General features: G+C 35.1%; 13 protein-coding genes and 3 pseudogenes. 8 read left to right on the top strand and 8 right to left on the bottom strand.

Annotation, left to right across the window (positions count from 1 at the left end; translation table 11 throughout):
* Positions 1-39: 39 nt before the first annotated feature.
* Both HUB95_RS03060 and HUB95_RS03055 read right to left on the bottom strand, forming a co-directional pair.
* A complete protein-coding gene (locus tag HUB95_RS03060; RefSeq protein ID WP_041573517.1) occupies positions 40-381 on the bottom strand; it encodes a hypothetical protein in 342 nt (113 codons plus the stop codon).
* The gene (locus tag HUB95_RS03055) at positions 362-547 is read right to left on the bottom strand and encodes a hypothetical protein (RefSeq protein ID WP_006280029.1); all 186 of its coding nucleotides are present in this window, start codon (positions 545-547) and stop codon (positions 362-364) included. The genes HUB95_RS03060 and HUB95_RS03055 overlap by 20 nt, the downstream gene beginning before the upstream one ends.
* A gap of 198 nt (positions 548-745) precedes the next feature.
* Between HUB95_RS03055 and HUB95_RS06600 the strand changes: the two are divergent.
* The 6 genes and pseudogenes from HUB95_RS06600 (at position 746) to HUB95_RS03010 (ending at position 8,964) form a co-directional block, all read left to right on the top strand.
* Positions 746-1,832: pseudogene (locus HUB95_RS06600) on the top strand (IS3 family transposase).
* 56 nt (positions 1,833-1,888) lie between these two features.
* Positions 1,889-2,002 (top strand): annotated as a pseudogene (locus tag HUB95_RS03030) (BRCT domain-containing protein); the annotation flags it as partial.
* 262 nt (positions 2,003-2,264) lie between these two features.
* A pseudogene (locus tag HUB95_RS03025) lies at positions 2,265-3,148 on the top strand (Rpn family recombination-promoting nuclease/putative transposase).
* Between the two features lie 20 nt (positions 3,149-3,168).
* Positions 3,169-3,882 (top strand): pyrimidine dimer DNA glycosylase/endonuclease V, encoded by a 714-nt coding sequence (locus HUB95_RS03020; protein WP_015588934.1) that lies wholly within the window; start codon positions 3,169-3,171, stop codon positions 3,880-3,882.
* A 109-nt stretch (positions 3,883-3,991) separates the two neighbouring features.
* Positions 3,992-5,467, top strand: coding sequence for a cytoplasmic incompatibility factor CifA (locus HUB95_RS03015; RefSeq protein ID WP_209452277.1), 1,476 nt, complete (start codon positions 3,992-3,994; stop codon positions 5,465-5,467).
* A 53-nt stretch (positions 5,468-5,520) separates the two neighbouring features.
* Positions 5,521-8,964 (top strand): cytoplasmic incompatibility factor CifB, encoded by a 3,444-nt coding sequence (locus HUB95_RS03010; RefSeq protein WP_275945956.1) that lies wholly within the window; start codon positions 5,521-5,523, stop codon positions 8,962-8,964.
* A gap of 461 nt (positions 8,965-9,425) precedes the next feature.
* Here the strand turns inward: HUB95_RS03010 and HUB95_RS03005 are convergent, their stop codons facing one another.
* The 3 genes from HUB95_RS03005 to HUB95_RS02995 form a co-directional block, all read right to left on the bottom strand.
* Complete coding sequence (locus HUB95_RS03005; protein WP_209452276.1) at positions 9,426-10,829, bottom strand: ankyrin repeat domain-containing protein; 1,404 nt, start codon at positions 10,827-10,829, stop codon at positions 9,426-9,428.
* 524 nt (positions 10,830-11,353) lie between these two features.
* Entirely contained in the window at positions 11,354-11,728 is a 375-nt protein-coding gene (locus HUB95_RS03000) for an ankyrin repeat domain-containing protein (protein WP_256433087.1), read from the bottom strand.
* On the bottom strand, positions 11,725-12,315 hold the full coding sequence (locus tag HUB95_RS02995) for an ankyrin repeat domain-containing protein (protein ID WP_209452275.1): 591 nt from the start codon (positions 12,313-12,315) through the stop codon (positions 11,725-11,727). The genes HUB95_RS03000 and HUB95_RS02995 overlap by 4 nt, the downstream gene beginning before the upstream one ends.
* Positions 12,316-13,048: 733 nt before the next feature.
* On the opposite strand from HUB95_RS02995, the gene HUB95_RS06130 reads away from it, so the two are divergent.
* Entirely contained in the window at positions 13,049-14,998 is a 1,950-nt protein-coding gene (locus HUB95_RS06130; protein ID WP_244662717.1) for an ankyrin repeat domain-containing protein, read from the top strand.
* 244 nt (positions 14,999-15,242) lie between these two features.
* Positions 15,243-16,367, top strand: coding sequence for a TomO hydrophobic C-terminal domain-containing protein (locus HUB95_RS06125; protein WP_244662716.1), 1,125 nt, complete (start codon positions 15,243-15,245; stop codon positions 16,365-16,367).
* 121 nt (positions 16,368-16,488) lie between these two features.
* Here HUB95_RS06125 and HUB95_RS06120 read toward each other — a convergent pair whose 3' ends face one another.
* The 3 genes from HUB95_RS06120 to HUB95_RS02975 are packed head-to-tail and all read right to left on the bottom strand — an operon-like array spanning position 16,489 to position 19,222.
* Positions 16,489-17,226, bottom strand: coding sequence for a hypothetical protein (locus HUB95_RS06120; protein WP_244662715.1), 738 nt, complete (start codon positions 17,224-17,226; stop codon positions 16,489-16,491).
* Between the two features lie 30 nt (positions 17,227-17,256).
* Positions 17,257-18,780, bottom strand: coding sequence for a recombinase family protein (locus HUB95_RS02980; RefSeq protein ID WP_209452274.1), 1,524 nt, complete (start codon positions 18,778-18,780; stop codon positions 17,257-17,259).
* A 10-nt stretch (positions 18,781-18,790) separates the two neighbouring features.
* Positions 18,791-19,222 (bottom strand): DUF2924 domain-containing protein, encoded by a 432-nt coding sequence (locus tag HUB95_RS02975; RefSeq protein ID WP_197907394.1) that lies wholly within the window; start codon positions 19,220-19,222, stop codon positions 18,791-18,793.
* Positions 19,223-19,253 lie beyond the last annotated feature (31 nt).

The raw sequence follows: 19,253 nt of genomic DNA, 5'->3' as shown, positions 1-19,253 counted from the left end.
GTTAATCTCCTATAAAAAAAATACCCTTGCAAAATCTTGTCATCCTACCGCTTGACTTACAACCGTATGAACTTCCTGCGTTGTAAACATCAAACAGCCGATAACACAACTGTACAAATATTGAGACATAAGAGTAATTTGTACCAAGAAAAAAGATGTCATCCCAGTGCCCAGACCCCTTAGACAATGTACCATCTTTTGATTTTGTCCATTCTGGGCGGGGTTTTCAAGTTCTTTGATCTTAAATACTACATCTACTTTATCAAGATCAATGTTGACTTCTTTTACTAATGTCCTAATAAGACTACGTTTGGCTTGCCAATCTAGGTCCGATTTAACACTAGAATAAAAGCCCTTTATGCTATTTGTAATAAGATTCATTTTCTGCCGTATTCCCTTTTACCTTTTTCTTCTCTCCTTTAATCTCTTTTAAACGTTCCTTCATTTTTTTTATTGCCTGCTTAAAGTCTTCCTTACTTATAGTTAGTGCATACTTTGTTGCCGTAAAAACTTCTGGTACCCAAACAATTGTAATAAGTATACACAATCTTTGTCAACTATTTTCGGCACTGGTATATAAATCCAATTCTCTTCATCTGTACTATAAATAGAGTGAGTTCGCCGGCTGTTGCTTTTTTTTGGTTTGACTTCTAGCATTACTGGGCCCGCCTTTGACCTTACCCAGAAAAAGTGGAGAGAAAGAAAGGAGTTTTTTCGGGTAAAATAAAATTTTGGAGGATTAGAAATGGCAAGAGAATATAAGGCAGAATTCAAATTGGAAGCTGTTAAGCTGACAAATGAACAAAGAAAGGTAGGTCAACCAGTTGCAAAAGTAGCAAGAGATCTAGGAATAAGGGATAGTGTATTAGGAAAATGGATGAAGAAATATAACGAAAAAAAGTCAGCGGCAAATGCATTTCCAGATGTAGCACCTTATGACAAAGAGAGATTTGATTTACAGAAAGAGTTAGCAAAAGTAACAAGAGAAAGAGACATTTTAAAAAAAGCCCTGGCCAGTCAAAAAGAGTAAAATATTTTTTCATAAAAGAGCATAGTAAACACTATAAAGTGCAGGAATTATGTAGGGTTTTCTGCTAGTGGCTACTATAAGTGGACTACAAGGAAAATAAGCAGTAGAGAATCAGCAAATAAAGAGTCATTAGCAGATATTCAAAAAATATATCAAGCTTCTAAATGTAGATATGGAGCTCCTAAAATTCATTCTGAATTAAAGGCTTTGGGTAAAAGTTGCAACTTAAAAACAGTGCAAAGTATTATGCAGAAAAATGGTATTCAGGCTATATTGAGAAGAAAATTTAAAATTAAGAAACAACAAACGGACAGTAGCTCCCAATATATTAGACCAAAACTTTATTGTCGATCAACCAAATAAAGTATGGGATTACTTATATAAAAACCAAAGAAGGATGGCTATATTTGGCAACAATAATCGATCTATATTTACGCATGGTAGTTAATGAGCAGTTCAATAAATTGGTTATGGACTCTTTATTAATGGACGTTAACAAGCGTAAACCTGCCAAAAATCTACTATTACATAGTGATAAAGGTTCACAATATACTTCGCAAGGTTATCAATATCTCTTAGCTGTAAAGAATATAGATGAGTCATAAAGGTTGTTGTTACAACAATTCTGTTGTGGAAAGCTTCTTTAGCTCATTGAAAAGAGAAATACTTATTGATACTTCACAACACTCTGCTCAACAAACTAGAACTGCAATATTTGAATACATAGAAATTTTTTATAACAAACAACGTCACTATTAACTATTGCATTCCAGAACAATTTGATGCATCATTCTTTTTGTAAAAAACATTCCAAACTTTCTCTCCACTTTTTCTGGGTAAGGTCATTCAAGTGTATCGCCTAAAACGGACTTCTTGGTTGTCGGCGAAAAACCTGGGTCAAAGCTCGAAAAGGCTAAAAAGCTGGGTATTAAAATTTTAACCGAGGAGGAATTTAATATGAGAGAAAAATAAACGCTATTGAAAGGTATCTTTGATGGCCATTACATTTGCTAAATTCATGACATCCATTTGCTGGCCTTTTAAGATACTTTACAGAATGGTTGATAAAAGAGTACAAAGGAGTCTAGAGTATGAAATGCTATTCTCAGATCATTTATGGAAGACATTTTTTTCATCAACACATTCAAAACTTAAAAAATAAACTAAAAATAAAGAAGTTGAATATTTCTTCAGAATTGTGTATAATTATTAATGCTTTTTAGGTACTCTCGCTATGGCTCTTTCTAAGTTTCTCAATCCAAAATTAGACTTAACCTTCAAAAAGGTCTTTGGTACCGAAAAAAATAAGAACATTCTTATTCACTTCCTCAATGATATCTTAGGATTTACCGGGATAGATACTATACAAGAAGTTGAGTTTCTTAGCACCTACATGGATCCTGAAGTCGCCTCTGATAAACAAAGCATCGTTGAAGTCCTTTGCAAGGATTCTAGTGGGTTCAGATATGTAATCGAGATGCAACTCGCTCGTGATAGGGGCTTTGAGAAACGTGCTCAGCTATATGCTGCTAAAGCTTACTCAAGGCAAGCTGATAAAGGTGACCAGTATCATAACCTTAAGGAAATTATCTTCATTGCTATAGCAGATTGTGTACTGTTTCCTAATAAATCTGAGTACAAATCAAAGCATACTATTCGAGATGAAGACACTAATGAGCATGATCTAAAAGATTTCTATTTTATATTTATTGAGTTGCCTAAATTCGCAAAAAACAAAGTAGAGCAGCTAGAAAGTACAATAGAGCGCTGGTGCTTTTTTTCAAGTACGCAGAAGATACTACAGATGAAGACCTAAAAGATATTGCAGAAAAATCGCCAATAATAAAGCTAGCATACGATGAGTTAGACAAGTTTCGCTGGAATGAGAAAGATCTGATAGCGTACGAAGAAAGGATAATGGATCTGCGGAAAGAAGAAGGCATCCTAGCTCAAAAACTTGATGATGCTAGAGACGAAGGCATCCTTATCGGACATGAAAAAGGCAGAAAAGCAGAGAAAATTGAGGTCGCAAAGAATCTACTAAAAGCAGGTGTTTCTATTGATATTATAGCTCAAACTACTGGTCTTACAGTTAATGAAATTAAAGACTTAAGCTGATTCTATCTTTGGATGTTTAGATGAACATCTTTGTATTAGATGAAAACCCAGAGATTGCGGCAAAAATGTTATGTGATAAGCATATAGTAAAAATGCCATTAGAAACTGCTCAGTTATTAAGTAATGTTTTTTCAATAGCATTAAAAGCGCCAAATCCTTTTGTTAGTGTCATAGATCAGGATATAGAAGTTCCATATAAACTCACTCACAGCAATCATCCTTGTTCTTTGTGGGCTAGGCAATCGAAAGGAAACTTTTGTTGGTTGATAGAGTATGGAAAAGAATTGTGTAAAGAGTATACACAGCGATACAAAAGGAAGCATAAATCAGAGGAAGTAATAAATTGGTGTGATAGTAATAAGGATTTACTCATTTTTCGATCAACTGATATGCAAGCTTTTATACAAGCACTGCCGGATCAGTATAAATGCAGCAGTGCTGTGGAAGCTTATAGGAGATATTATCTCAAGGAAAAGATGAGATTTGCTAAGTGGGAAAATGGCAGAGAAGCACCAGATTGGATAATCTGCTACACAACACCACAGCTAATACAGCTCATAAATAGAGAAGCCATCCAAATCGGACATGAAAAAGGCAGAGCCGAAGGCAGAAAAGCAGAGAAAATCGAAGTTGCAAAGAATTCACTTAAGGCCGGTGTCTCTATAGATGTTATAGCTAAAATGATCGGCCTTTCTATTGATTACATTAAGGACATTCAAGAAGAAAAGTTTTAGCCATAACGTTTTTTTTATTAAGTCCTCTATTCTAGTAATTTTTATGTTGCAATCCATTCTAATGTATGTACAATGCCTTTTTTATATAAATACTTAATAGGAGGGGTTAATGCCAACACAGAAAGAGCTTCGGGCTACGATGTCCAAAAAATTACAGGAAGCTATTAAACATCCAGATCCAGCAGTTGCTGCCGGGAGGAAGTCAGCTATCAAGAGATGGGTGGGAGTCCTTCAAGATAACTTTATGGAGCACATAAAATACTTTAAGGGTGATAAGTTGAAGTTTTTGCACAATGTATTCCAAGATGAAGGTTGCTGGTCAGGTGTAAGGTTGGATAATGCTGCTTTAGGTCAAAGGTTTACTGAAGAAAAAATAGGTGGAATAGATAATCCACTTCGCAAATATGAGATGGCTTGTAGTTACTGTGTGGTAGATAAAATTCATCCACTCTTTCAAAAAGCATTTGAATCCTACAAAAATGGATTTTCTTCTGATGAACTTGATAGTAGAGGTAATCCTATAACTGATGAGTACATACGAAACTCGCTTTTGGGTGGCATTCGAAGGAAAGGTCCTGTATTTGATTTCTGGATCGATAGAGAATCTGGGGAATTAAAGAAGTATGATGCAGTAGAAGGCTTTGACAGTGCTGTAAAACTTAGGTGGAGTGAGGGAGTAGAGTATTTTTATAATCATTTAAAAGAAGAAGATAAAGAGAAGAAGCTTACAGAAGCTATTATTGCTCTTTCTCGTCCTCAATCTGTTGAGAAAGATGCTCCTATTTTAGATTTTTGTGTAAGGAATATAGCTGATAAAGATACTCTTTTACAGAAATTATCGCAGAAAGATAAAGGAATATATTCCATTTTTGCTGAATTAATAGAGTCATGTTTTTTTGATACGGTTCATGATTTGGTACAGTGCTGGTGTTATGAGGAAGCTTCAGCACGAGGTGATCATTCAAAGGAAATACTCTCACAGGATGAGTATGACCTCCTTCTTTACTCACTTTCAAATGTAATGTTGAAAAATCCTGAATCAAATGTTCAAGCTAGATCTCTTATTATGAAGATTTGGAAATGTGACTGCTTTATTGAATACAGAAAGATTTCTGTTAATATTTCTAATTGTATAGTTCCTATACAGGACATGCTTGCAGGGTTAATAATTAACTGGAAACGAGAAGACATTTATAAGTCTGATGAGGAAAAAGAAGTAGAGAAAAAAGAAATATTAGATGTAATATTATTTGCTAAAGATTGCTTTCCTGAAAAGTTTGAGTTCTTTAAGGAAAAGATAATAAAAAACCTTAGATTATGCGGTAGGGAAGGAATGAAGGATTACGTAGATTACGGTTTGTTTGCAGAAGAGTTATTCTCTGAGTTAGAGAAAACAACTCTACCTCTTGGTCCTGTAGGTGATGGTCCTTGGAATAATTTACGGTCACGATCTAAAGCTCATGGTAGTAAGGAAACAACTTTGCCAGTTGATGATGGTCCGCAGTCTGAGCTTGGCACTCCTAGTGTAAGTGGTGTTTCTTCTTATAAGAAAAAAAGCGTCTTTACGCTTAGTGGTAATAAGTAATCTACTTATGAACTCTTGGTGTTTCTGGTCGTAGTAAATAAGGGGTATTTTGTATGAGTAATGGTGATGGACTTATTAGGAGTTTGGTGGATGGAGATCTTGAAGGATTCAGACAAGGATTTGAATCTTTTTTAGATCAATGTCCATCTTTCTTGTATCATGTAAGTGCAGGTCGTTTCCTTCCTGTATTCTTTTTTAGCATGTTTGCTACTGCACATGATGCTGATATCTTGGATGCAAATGAGAGAGTCTATTTTCGTTTTGATAATCATGGTATTGATACAGGTGGTAGGAATAGAAATACAGGAAACTTAAAGGTTGCTGTTTTAACTCGTAGTCGTGACGGACAGCGAGTTGTCAAGTGTTACAGCATTTCTGATCGCCCTAACAGTGATGGGTTAAGGTTTAGTACAAGGGAGAGAAATGCTCTAATACAAAAGATTATACAGCAAAATCCAGATTTAAGGGAAGGAGACCTAGATTTTGAGCAATATAAAGTATGCATGCATGGAAAAGGCAAGAGTCAGGGAGAGGCAATTGCAACAGTATTCGAGGTGATTCGTGAAAAGGATTTTAGGGGTAGAGATAAATTTGCCAAATATTCAGCATCTGAGATTAGTCTTCTTAGACAACTCTTAGGAGATCACAGATTGACAATTCAGGAAATAAAAGGAAGACAACTCAATCAAAATCAGCTCAGACAACTTGATAGATCAGTCAATTTTGCACAGGTAGCACAAGGTCAACAAAGGATTGACAACTTTATGGAAATACTAGCAAATAACCAAAGACAAAATGTAGAACGTAGAATGCACAGGGAAGTTTTGCCATATATAACTGACATCTATGATAATTGCAGACAAGCGCTAGAAAATAATATTGAAAATCGCAATCAAAAATTTGAGAGTCACGGGTTTTTATTAGGTTTTTTAGCAAATTTTAGTCATCGCTACACAATAGGCATCGATCTTGACTTATCTCCTAGAAACTCACATGTTGCATTTCTTATACATCATCAAGCAGAAAGAGAAAATATTCCTATTGTTATTAATCTTGCTATATTTGACACACCGTCAGATGTTGCATTAAACTGTGCCATAGGCTATGCTGGAAGGTTACACAATTCTTCATTTATACCTATCCATACTGAATCAAGAAATACTGTCTGTGTTGGATTAAATTTTAATTTAAATCGAATTCCTTTTAGGGTTGATACAGTAGGGCTTCAACAGGGCAGGTTTCCTTTAGTACAAAGATTGTTTGAGTATATAGAAGATGAAGAGGTTGGAGAGAATATTAGAGATTTCTTGCTTCAACATCTTCCTGGTGAAATACCAAGAAATGCAGAGAATTATAACAGAATATTTGATTGTATAACTGGTTTTGCTTTTGGAAGTAGTGCTTTTGATAGAGAGTATTTAGAGCTGGAAGAAGGAGAAGATCGAGTACGTGTAAGAAAGTATATATTTAGATACGGTGATGGAGATTTAAGAAGACATACTTTAACTATGGTCTCTTATGCTCAGGGTTATAATATAGTTACACTTCATATTAGAGCTTACGATGCGCAACAGCAAGAAGCTATCGATTTACAAGCTCTTAATGTTAATAGAAATAATGTTCATGTATGGGAAGTTTCATGCACACTTAATGACCAATTTGAGCTAGATATTGATCAACCAAATGACCTTGGTTTATATCACGATTACCAAAATAATAATGCAAATAATTTTCTTGATGGTGATCTTGTACAAGTACCTAATGCTGAAAATGTACATGGTATTTCAGAAAGGGTTATGAATGATGGCTGGAAAAATGTAGGTCAGCATAGAGAACTATTTCAAGAGATCTCTGGAGCATTGATGCCACTTAGGGACGCAATAAATGTTAATAGTGAGGATAAGTTTCGTTCTATACTACATGGTACATTTTATGCTAGTGATAATCCTTATAAAGTGCTTGCTATGTATAAAGTTGGTCAAACATATAGTTTGAAAAGTGGTCAGGAAGAAGAAGGAGAAAGGGCAATACTCACAAGAATTACAGAACAGAGATTAGACCTTTTATTATTAAGGCAACCTACAGCAGATACTCATCCAATTGGATATATATTAAGATTTGCTGGTAATGCAGAAGAAATAATACAAAAGGAGAATAACGCAAAAGATCAAATAAAAGAACTTATAAACAAGCAGAGAGGATATGTGCCTATTACTTCTGGAAATGAGGTGGTTTTACTTCCTCTTATATTTAATGCAGGTGCAGAGAGAGTAGAAGGTCTTATATCTATTCCAGAAGGAATAGGAAGAGAAGAGTATGTACATAGACTTGATCGTGGTGGTCGTGACTCAAGACCAGGAGTATTAGTGGGACCTGAAAGTGTTATTGATGAAAATCCACCAGAGGGTCTATTATCAGATCAGACTCGTGAAAATTTCAGGCGCTTTTACACGGAAAGAAAACCAGGACAGAACTCGATTTTTTTGCTTGATATAGATGATAATCTGCACGTTCCATTTAGTTACTTGCAAAGTACTAGAGCACAGGTAATAGAAACATTAAAGTCAAGAATAAGGAGAGGTGATAATTCCATTCCTACAGCACAAGAGATAAGAAGACAAATAAGAGATATTCTTAGAAATCAAGGGATAGAAGTAAATGATCTACTTACGCTAGAATTTGCGACGAGAAATGGACATTATGATTACTGGCTTCAACAAATTGATATAGCTCACGCTGGAAGATTGCGATATCAGCTTCGTACTGAAGGTAATCACACTTTTGAAGTAGCTAATTTGGCAAGGAATGACGGTAACGAGCACATTGTTAGAGTATTAAATCAATTTAGGGAAAATGAAAAACAACAGCGTTTAACTTTAATCATTACTTTAAATAATACTCATTGGGTTACACTAGTGATTGAACGTCAAAATGGGAACTATGTTTGGTACTATGCTGATTCAACTGCTACTGCTGTTCCAGGTGGTATTACTGATATCATTCAAAATAACTTAGGAAATAATATCAGGATTAATAATGTTTCTGTTAGTCAGCAAACAGATGGTTGGAATTGTGGTTTATGGGCATTAGAAAATGCTAGTGATATTAATCGAGTTCTAAACGAAAATCCTGTTGGGCAAGTGCAGAATATCATAAATATAATACGCGATTTTCTTGGAAGAGGCCACCCAAACAGAGATAGAAATTACTTTCAGAACATAAGAGTGGGCATTTCACAATTATTCAGGAATGATCCGGGATTTCAAAGTGTGCAATTGCAAGCATACATTCAAAATAGAGAACAAATTGATCCATTACTACGTACTTATCTAGAATTAGGATATCACAGAGTGGGAGGAGGGTGTGGACCAGTAGAAGCACCTATATCGCTTAGTGTTAGTGATTCCAGTAATTTTGGTGGCCTGCCACAGTCGAGTTTAGAAGGTCCTGAAGCTAGTCGTGTTTCTGACCTTAGCAAAGGTAAAGGCGGTAGGTAGAGGTAATCGGTAGATGAAAGGAGTGTAACAAAAACCTTATGCATCAAGTAAAGATTGTGAGCAAATTTAAAGAAGTTAAGGTGGGTAACCTGTTTTTTTCTACTTGCAGCAATGTTTCAAAAAGTATATGTGTCGAGTTGGGTAAAGTTGAAGGAGGTTCTTATAATTTGGTAGTGTATAACATTAATAAATTTAAACGATGCAACCATTTCCAGCAACCAAAACCAGCCAGCGTGAGAACAATTTTTTTTTGGAATGGGTAGGTTTTGCAGCACACTACCCCTAGATTTTTCACTTTTTCATATAGCTTGAACAAACTTTTTCTAACTCATTCATGTATATTTAATAATTGAAACGACGTCTATGAGTCAGATACCGCCCATACCACTACACTTTGGGGATGCACATCAAGCCGATAGTAGTTGCATATTCCATACACAAGGAGCTAAACTTCAACAAGCCTAAGTTCTGCAGATGTATGTTTCTTCACATTCGATTCTCTCTATTTTAGCACTGGGCTTTAATATCATATATGTAGTCCCACCAACCGCTAACGCAAGTGTTGTGGCTGCAGCAACCGCCCCTACTATAGGCAGAAATCCAATTGTAAATACTGTTGCAAAAATGGTTGTCGCAGCTATACCTAATACTGCTGTTGATCCGCCACTAACAAGACCCCACTTGGTTGCATTATATTCTTGTTGTTTTATTTCTGCTTCCCCGAAAAGCTGTATTAAACTTTCATCTGTGGCTAACTCTCTTGGAGTTTTACCATTAGTGTCTTTTAACAAAGGATTTTCCCACTTTTTCAGTAAAGACTCTGCTACTTCTGTGCAGTCATAAATAGCAGCTAAATGTAAAGGAGTACGACCTTTTAGTAACGTATGTGCTCTATCTTCTACTACACACCTCACTAGATGCTCTACAACTTCTTTCATACTTGGTTCTTTTCCTATTAAATACTTAACTACCTTTGTGCAATTATTATAGAAAGCACTATGTAAAGGAGTATTTCCGTCTTTATTCACTACATTAAGATCTGATCCTTTTTTCACTAGAAGTTCTATTATGTCTATATGGCCATTTGCAGCAGCTAAGTGCAAGGAAGTATTTCCGTCTTTATTCACTACATTAAGGTCTGATCCTTCTTTCACTAGAAGTTCTACTATGTCTATATAGCCATTGGATGCGGATAAGTGCAAAGAAGTATTTCCGTTTTGATCTTTTATATCAACACCTGCTCCTCCTTCTAACAGTAATTTTGTAACATTTATATCCCCAAAATTTGCAGCAAAATGTAATAATGTATATTCTTTTGTATGGTTAGAATCATCTTGTACTTTGAAAATGTAATTTATATCAAACCCATGTTTTTTCCACTGATTACATTCATGCATTATATGTTTTATACTACAACGCTCCTGCTCTAACTCTCTGAGCTCATTCTCATATTTCTTGAATTCCATATTAAATTTTGCTTCGCTATCTTTCAAACTATTATTATACCTTTCATATTCCCAATCATAATCAGGTATAGCATGTCTAGAATCATAATTGGATTTACTACTATTGGCATTGTTATGCAGCTCCTGTAACAATTTACTATTGTACTGGTAGTTTAACGACTGTATCTTTCTGCCATAGTTTTCACTCAATAACTGTGTCTCTCTGTTATAGTTTTCATCCAATAGCTGCATTTTGTGGTGAATAGATTCACTAGATTCATTAATTTCGCTTGACCTTCTTGAATTATATTCTTGTAATTCATTTGCTATTCTTGTAGTTGTGTTATTGCTGTATATACTTGGATTTTCCTCTATCCCCTGCAATATTATTTCAAATTCATTCTTCATAAAGTCTATCATACCTATACCTCAAAATTAAAAACACATGCCTAAATTGTACACGTATTTAATAAAAAAGCAAGTTTTTGCTTGTCAGTTCTAATTTCTTATATTCTTTTCTTCTGTCTTTTTCTTAATTATATGTATGTCTTTATGTAGATATTAAAACAATATTTCTACTATTCCACAAACCAATAAATGCAACAGAGAAGAAGTTGCTTTGGAATCGGAAGGTCCGCTGCGGAGGCTTAAGACCTGCTGCAAAAGGAAAGCCCAGTTTTTGTGGTAATTATGATCTTTAAAAAAACCACGTTTAAAAATACTTCATACAAGCGAGGAACACCTCTTCTTGTTTTCGCAGCAGGTCTCCATGTATCCTTCTTTAATTAAGAGAATGACTAGCTCCTTGAGTTTGTTCAGTGCTTGGGCACTCAAGGTTACTATTTATATCTTTATTTTTAACCATCTCTGCAAATGTCTTGACTTTCAGTGTAGGAACATGTCTTGTTGTAACATCTTCGAAGTCTACAAAGTAAATTAGTATATTATTTCGTACTCCTGTTCTTTATACCAGTAAATGTCATTGCTTGAAAATTACTTCCATAATGCGTCGATAAAGCATCAATCAATGGTTTATGATTATGTAGAAATATTCTTTTTTCTATTTCTGGCATTATCTGAGCTTTAAGTTGTATATTCTCTGGACTGACATATAAGCCAGTAGCTTCCAGTTTTGCTATGTGATTTACTATTAACTCAGCATTGTCTATTTTATTCGAGATAATAACGCAATTTAAAGGAGTATTGCCATCACCATCTATCACATCAATATTCGCTCCTTTTTCAAGTAAAGACTCTATCACACCTTTTTGGCTATGTTCAGCAGCCCAACTTAAAGGAGTATTGCCATTATCATCTATCGCATCAATATGCGCGCCCCCTCTCCGATTAAAAGCTCTACCACTTCTCTTTTGCCACTTAAAGTAGCAGCATGTAAAGGAGTATTTTTACTCTCATTCACCGCATTAATATTCGCCCCTTTTTCGATTAAGAACTCTACTACTTCTCTTTTGCCACTTAAAGCAGCAGCATGTAAAGGAGTATTTTTAACCTTATTCACCGCATCAACATTCGCCCTTTTTTCGATTAAAAGCTCTACCATCTCTCTTTTGCCACTTAAAGCAGCAGAAAATAAAGGAGTATTGCCATTATCATCCACCGCATCAACATTCGCCCCTTCTTTGATTAAAAGCTCTACCATCTCTCTGCCACTTAAAACAGCATAATGTAAAGGAGTGAGTCTAAGTTGCTGAATATTCGCTGCCTCTACTACCCCTCTTTCCCTTGTATTACTTAAAGCAGAAAGACGTGAAAAAGCTTTTTCACCCTCATCTACCGCATTAACCTCTGCTCCAGCTACTATTAACTCCTCAATTTGCCCTATATTACCCTGTACAACAGCATTAAAAAGTTGTTCATTTAACTCTCTTTGTTGTATTTCGTTCATAAATTACCTCTAATTTGTTAGTATGCTAGATGATAATGCAGTATAAATATTTGATATTTATTAATATTACTACACTTACATTATATATAAAATTTTTAATTCAATTCATCATCACCTGCAACATCAGCAAGCCAAACGCCTCCCTTTTTTCGTTGAGCGTCATAAAGCTTTTTCTATATACTTCCACAATCTTTGCCTCTTTTCCATGAGAGTTTCTATTGCATCTTTGTCATAAGATGAGCACAAACCTTTTTTGCTATAAATTTACCTTAGTTTTCCTTTTTATCCTCAAATGAATTGGTATTAATTTAGTAAAATATATTACTAATAACCTAACCGATACAACCACTTTCAGCAACTTAAAATAACAAGCGTGAGAACAAGTTTTTTGGGATCAGTTGGTCTACCGCTAGATCTGTGCGAACTTTTCTATATAGTAACTTTACTACACCACAAAATCAGCTATATTAGCCTATTTTTACTAAATTTATATACGAACTAATACACCTAACTTTGTTACAACAATTTTGTGTTTTTATTTTCACAACGCCGCTTTTATTTAAATTGTTCTCACAAATATACGTACTATTTTTATGTTTTTGAAGAAAGTAAACAAATAAATGTTCGTTGATGCTAGAAAGTGAGTGATTTTTTAAACTAGAACAGAATTTATGTTGACAAAAGCTAAGTTTAGGATACCATTAACATAAAAAGGAAATATCATTAGGGGGGTATGCCGGTTAGTGAGGAGATAAATTTTGAAAATTTTAAACACTCTTTTAAAGTTGACGTTAACTACTATAAAATATTGAAAGTAGGTGTAGATGCTAAGCAAGATGACATAAAAAAAGCATATAGAAAATTAGCACTAGAATATTACCCAGATAGAAATTGTGACAATGAAGAAGCAAAGAAAAAATTTCAACAACTCATGAAAGCACATGAAGTACTAGTAGATCCAGAACAAAGAAAGAAGTATGACGAAGGTAGAAAATCGCGTATACATAATGAGCATAGTGAAACACCAAGAGCAGGAAACAAAAAAGATATTGCAAGTCGTTTATTTAAGGCATTTCTTTACAGAAATTTACAAGAAGCAGAAGAGCTAATAAAGAAAGTAAAGAACCTTCATATAACTTACCCGGACGATTCTAAACATGTGTTATACAATCTTATCGTTAACGCTTGCATGTTCAAAGATTGGTTCAAGTTCTTCGAAGATATTTTATCAAAGCGAGATGGCAAAATTGACCTTAACATTGATATATGTCCAGAGGGCACAGCTTTAAGCGTTGCATGTATGTTCAGCAATATAGATGTTGCAAAATTATTGTTGAGGTATGGAGCTGATGTTAATAAAGTTAGTCAATCAAAAGATAGAACACCAATTTATCACGCTCTAAAATGCAATAAACATGGCTTAGCATCTTTACTTTTTCAATGTGGAGCAAGAATTAATGTCACTTCTGAATTAGAACAAGCAATTATCACTAATAGCTATAGCATACTAGGTAAATATACAAAGGAGACAATGCAGGTTCTGTTGCAACATACTTCTCTTAAACAAAATACTGAAATACTAGAGCGCTTTTCAAATAATAAAACCTTAGGGGATAAAGATATTGAAATTGTGAATTTGCTTTTAAGTAGAGGGGCTGAGCCTTATTTTGGAAACCCATCTGCAATGAAACTTGCCACTGATAAAGGCAATACTCAGCTTATAACTTTATTTCGTAAGGATTTAAATTGTAGATTAGTTAAAGCTTTTCTAGGTGAAGATTTAGAAACGGTGAGCAATCTAATACTAGAAGTGGAGAACCTTGAAAAGTTCCTAATGCGACGTGTCAAGATTTCCAAAGCTGAAAAAGTATGCTTGTTACACTGTTTCATTGCAAACACCAAATGTCCACGTTGGCTTGCATTGTTTGAACAAGCTCTTCATCATTTTCAGCAAAGTACTGAAATTAGTTTTGATGATACTATTGCTTCTGAAGCTTTAAGTTATGCATGCAGATTTAATCAGGTACATGTTGTAGAATTACTATTTAGGTATGTTGATAAAATTGATATTGATAAAGCAAATAAAGATGGGTCTACTCCTTTAGTTTTAGCTGCTTACAATGGCTATGAAGAGATAGTAAGATTTTTAATAGGCAAAAAAGCTGATGTTAATAAAGCACATAAAAATGGAATTACTCCCTTAATTGGGGCTGCTTACAAGAACTATACAGAGGTAGCAAAGGCTCTAATAGAAGCAGGGGCTGATGTTAATAAAGTTATCGAATCAAATAATGGATCACCAATTTATTACGCTCTAGAACACAATAATCATAACTTAGCATCTTTCCTTTTTCAACGTGGAGCAAAAATTGATGTCACTCCTGAATTAGAACAAGCAATTATTGCTAATAGCTACAGCGAAAAAAGTCAATATACAAGAAAAACAATGGAAGTTCTATTGCGACATACTTCTCCTGAGCAAAATACTGAGATGCTAAAGCGTTTTTCAAACAATGTGACCTTAAGAAATGAAGATATTGAAATTGTAAAATTGCTTTTAAATAAAGGAGCTGACCCCTATCTTGGAAACCTAAATGCAGTAGCGCTTGCAACTGAGCAAGGTAATACTCAGCTTATAGATCTATTTAGTCAATCACAAAAAAAAAGAGTCTGTTCCACTTAGTAGTGAACAAAATTTTGAAGAGAGTGATGATGAATTCTATGATGCAGAAGAAAGTATACTGAAAGGTGCTAGTGAAGATGAGTCTGAAGTCAATACACAACAAGCAACAGTTGAGGAAAGTAATAACGGTCAATCAGGCGATCAAAAAAGTCCAGAACCTGAAAGTACTGGCAGCCAACAGATAGAAAAAAATGTTCTTTCATCAACAAAAGAAAGTAATACAATAAATAATGTAGGGACTTCAATGGAGGAACCTGTAAGCAATGATTTCAGTGAGGGTAAAATGCCTACAAACACACAGCAGGTCGGAAGCTCATTAGGACAAGAGGAACCTGAGAATATGAGAAATCAGCTTGAAAAGCTACAAAAAGAATTGAATGAAAAAACTCAGGCACTTGAAAGCACGAAAACTCAGCTTGCAGAGAAAGAGGAAAAGCTGAAGGGTGCACAAGTTCAATTAGAAACAAAGGAAGCAGAACTACAAAATGAACTCACAGAGAAAGATGTGCAGCTAAAGAATGCACAAGCTCAATTAGAGCAAGAGAAAACAAAACTGCAAGATGCACTCAAGAAGAAAGAAGAAGAGCTGGAAAGCAAAATTGGAAAAGTAACCAAGCTTAATGGTACTATAGAGAAGTTAGAAGCTCAGCTCAAAGAGCAGAAGGGAGAGCTGGATAGTACAAGGCAAGACTTGGATAGCAAAACTAGCGAAGTAACTAAGCTTATAACAAAGATTGAGGAACTTGAGAGAACAAAAGTTCAACTCGCAGAGAAAGAGAAAGCGTTGGGTATCGTACAGAAAAGCTTGGCTGACGAAGATGTTAAAGTAACTCAACTTACTAGTGAAACAAACAAACTTAACGCTACTATAGGGACACTAAACACCCAACTTACAAAGCAGAAGGAAGCACTAGGTAGTGCAAATCAAGAAGTAACTCGACTTAAAAATACTATAGAAGAACTTGAAGGCATAAAAAATCAACTCACAGAAAAAGAGCAAGAGCTGAATAGTACAAAGCAAGACTTGGTTAAAAAAGCTAGTGAAGTAACTCAACTTTCATCAGAAAATATCCAACTTCAAACTCAAAATCTGAATGCTAAAAACAAAAAACTCTTAGCAGTAAGCGCTCAGAGTAGAAAGCAAGTAACCTATGCCTCTGTTTCTTTTGTATTATCTGGGGCATTTGCTGTTGGTGCAAGTTTAACAATACCTTATTTAGCGATATGTATTACATTTGCTGTAGCTGCATCGATTTTTCTTGCAGTAGGATGTTACTGTTCGTATAAGGCAAATACAGCGCTTAGTAATGTTGAAGTTAAAAATGGTATTGATTCTGCGGCTGTGGAAGTTTTAAATAGCCCAAGTTGAGAAAGGATAGCAGGAATAGAATAATTGTTTAGGTATTAAGTTAATAATTTAGAGATTCTTCTAAATAAGTTATCTTATTTAAAAACTTTCTTGACATTTATGGTTTTTTGGACATGGCCTTTTATGTTGGATTCAAATGAGGATGAGCAGTAATCGATTGTTCCTCTACTTTCTCAAGCTTTGTATTCGGCTTTAGCACACTATACAACGCATAACTCACACAAGCTAATCCAACTATTCCCCCAATCACCGCTATGGCGTACATTTTCAATAAATAAGCTATGATACTACTGACTAGTAATGCCGCACCAACAACACCAGCCAGGATTGCTTGCCTTTGTTGCATTGATGGTTTTTCTTTTTTGTCTGCAGTATTTTCTTTGCTAGACCCATTATCAAAACATGCAGCAGAAGAAAGGCTGTTGGAAGCATTTTGCTCTTGTATGTCAGTTTCTGTTACAGCAGTTTCATTTTTTTCGCATATTCCAGTATTATCAAGCTTTTCTATTGAAGTAGCGATGTGCTCTATAGCTATTGTATTACTTTCATTACTATTTTCGCATGGTTTATGTTCTATAAATTCTTCAAGACTACTTTTATTACTATTTTCATATGCGTCAGCCGGTGTCTCGATATTACCGATTATAGAAGCAGTATCCTGGATCAGACTCACACTTTCAGTTTTGCCTGTTACAACCTGCTGCTTTATGGTTACTTCCTTATTAAGAACTTCTTCTGAAAGTTTTTTGCCTTCTTCTAAAATATCTTTGTCTGCACTGCTAGAAACGTTTGCTTTTGCGGCAGTGCTATTTTTGAATTTTTTAGCAATACTTTTCCATATTTTTTTCGGTGTTTTCATAGTTTTTTCCTCTTGTTGCTTTTATAAACGTTACGACACTAATCCATAAAATTTTTCCATCTGCTCACTCCACAGCGTCGGTATTTCCCTTAAATCAACTAACCGCAAATTACTTGGTTGTCTCCCATTTACTATGTCTTCTTTGATCTTTGGAGCTAAATAATTTAACCTTAAAATTTGTTGTATGCGCCTTGTACCTATATTAATTTTAACGCTCAGCTCCTTCAGACTTGCATATTTTCTTTCCTCTAGTTGACGTTTCCACAGATGGGCTCTTACCACTGCTTTCAGTAGCGCATTGTTTGTTTTCCCTTCTGGTTCTACTACTGTGCATTTGTTTCCTTTCTTCTTTAAATTCATTGCTATAAATGTCTTCTCTGACTCAGAATGCACCTCTATTCCATCTTCTTTTACCATTACTCCCTTTACTAATTTCTTCACCACTTCTTTCTGTTTTCCAAAACTTAAATTTTCCCATTTTTCTTCCCCTCTTTCCCAATTTTCATATAAGCGTTCAGCTCTCTTCATCACTTCTTTCTCTACTTCTCCGGCTATTACATTTCGGTTTCCTGATTCACAATCCTTTCCCCTCAAATGATTATTGCACACGTAATATCGGTACCTTTTATTTTCTTTTTTTGAGTATGTCAGCGTCATGTTTACATCACAGCTCTTGCACTTTATTATTCCCTTTAGTAGCGCCTCTTCATATTTTGCTTTTCTATACGGCTGATCCTTTATTAATTCCTGTGCCTTCTTCCATTTTTCTTCTTCTATTATCGCTTCATGCTTTCCTTTATATTGTTTCTCGTAATGTCTTGTTTTTCCCATATATATAGGGTTTGTTATTATTCTCCTTACCGTTGCTTTCTTAAATATCTCTCCTCCATATACTTTTCCCGATTTTGCTTCAAACTTCTTCGTTCGATATCCTTCTCTGTTTAACTCTCTTGCCAATTCTGCCATTGATTTCAGCTCCATATACCTTTCAAATATGTGCTTTATTACCTTTGCTTCTTTCTCATTTATTATTAATTCCTTATCTTTTACATCATAGCCGAGTGGTGGATTTCCTCCCATCCATAATCCTTCCTCTTTCGATGTTGCTATTTTATTTTTTACTCTCTCTACTATCATTTCTCTTTCTAGTTGTGCTGCTCCTGATAACACTGTTTGCACAAATTTTCCCATTGGTGTGTTGTTATCAAATATTTGCGTCACTGCTACAAAACTTATCCGGTGCCTTCTAAAAAATGACGTTACTTCTATGCAATCCTTCGTTTCCCTTGATAACCTGTCCAACGTGTATACTACCACGCAGTCTACCTCTCCGGCTTTTACATCTTCAAATAATTCCTTTATCGCTGGTCTATTTAAATTACTTCCTGAATAGCCTCCATCATCATACCTTTTGGCTAATGCTACCCACCCTTCTCGGCTTTTTATATATTTTTCACATGCTACTCGCTGTGCATCAAGACTATTAAACTTCTGCTCTAGCCCGTCTTCATTTGATTTTCTCGTATATATCGCACACCTTACCTCTTTTAGCATTTTCTCCCCCTCAACTTACCTTTTTATCACGCATCCCAAATAATAAAGGACCGTTGTAGCTCATTCCCATTATTTTTCCGGCTACCGCTGATAATGACGTATAAAACTCTTCTCGGTAGATCAAACCTGTATTTGTTACCATTACAACGTGGACTTCTTCTCCTCTCTCTAATATTAACTCTGTTCCCTCTACTGGCAGTTTGTCACTACTTATTCTTTTTCCCTTCTCTAGTCGATCTGCTAGATATTCTAGTCTTTTTGCCCCTTTTCTTGATATTTCTCCATACGCTTTCTCCTGTAACCTATATGCTAACCTCGGTATCAGGTATTTCTTTGAGTGTCTAGGTGCTTCTTCCTCAAATACCTTCTTCCATATTTTTTTCAGTTCTGCTAGTGGTTTTTTCTCTAAGCATTTTACCTCTTTTTCTACTTTTTTTTCCATATGATCACCTTTTCAAACACAGCCCTTCTGA

It is taken from the genome of Wolbachia endosymbiont of Ceratosolen solmsi (genome assembly GCF_017869155.1).
Taxonomy (GTDB): Bacteria; Pseudomonadota; Alphaproteobacteria; order Rickettsiales; family Anaplasmataceae; genus Wolbachia; species Wolbachia pipientis.
Note: the sequence above shows the minus strand (reverse complement) of the source record. Positions and strands in the feature narration are given on the sequence as shown.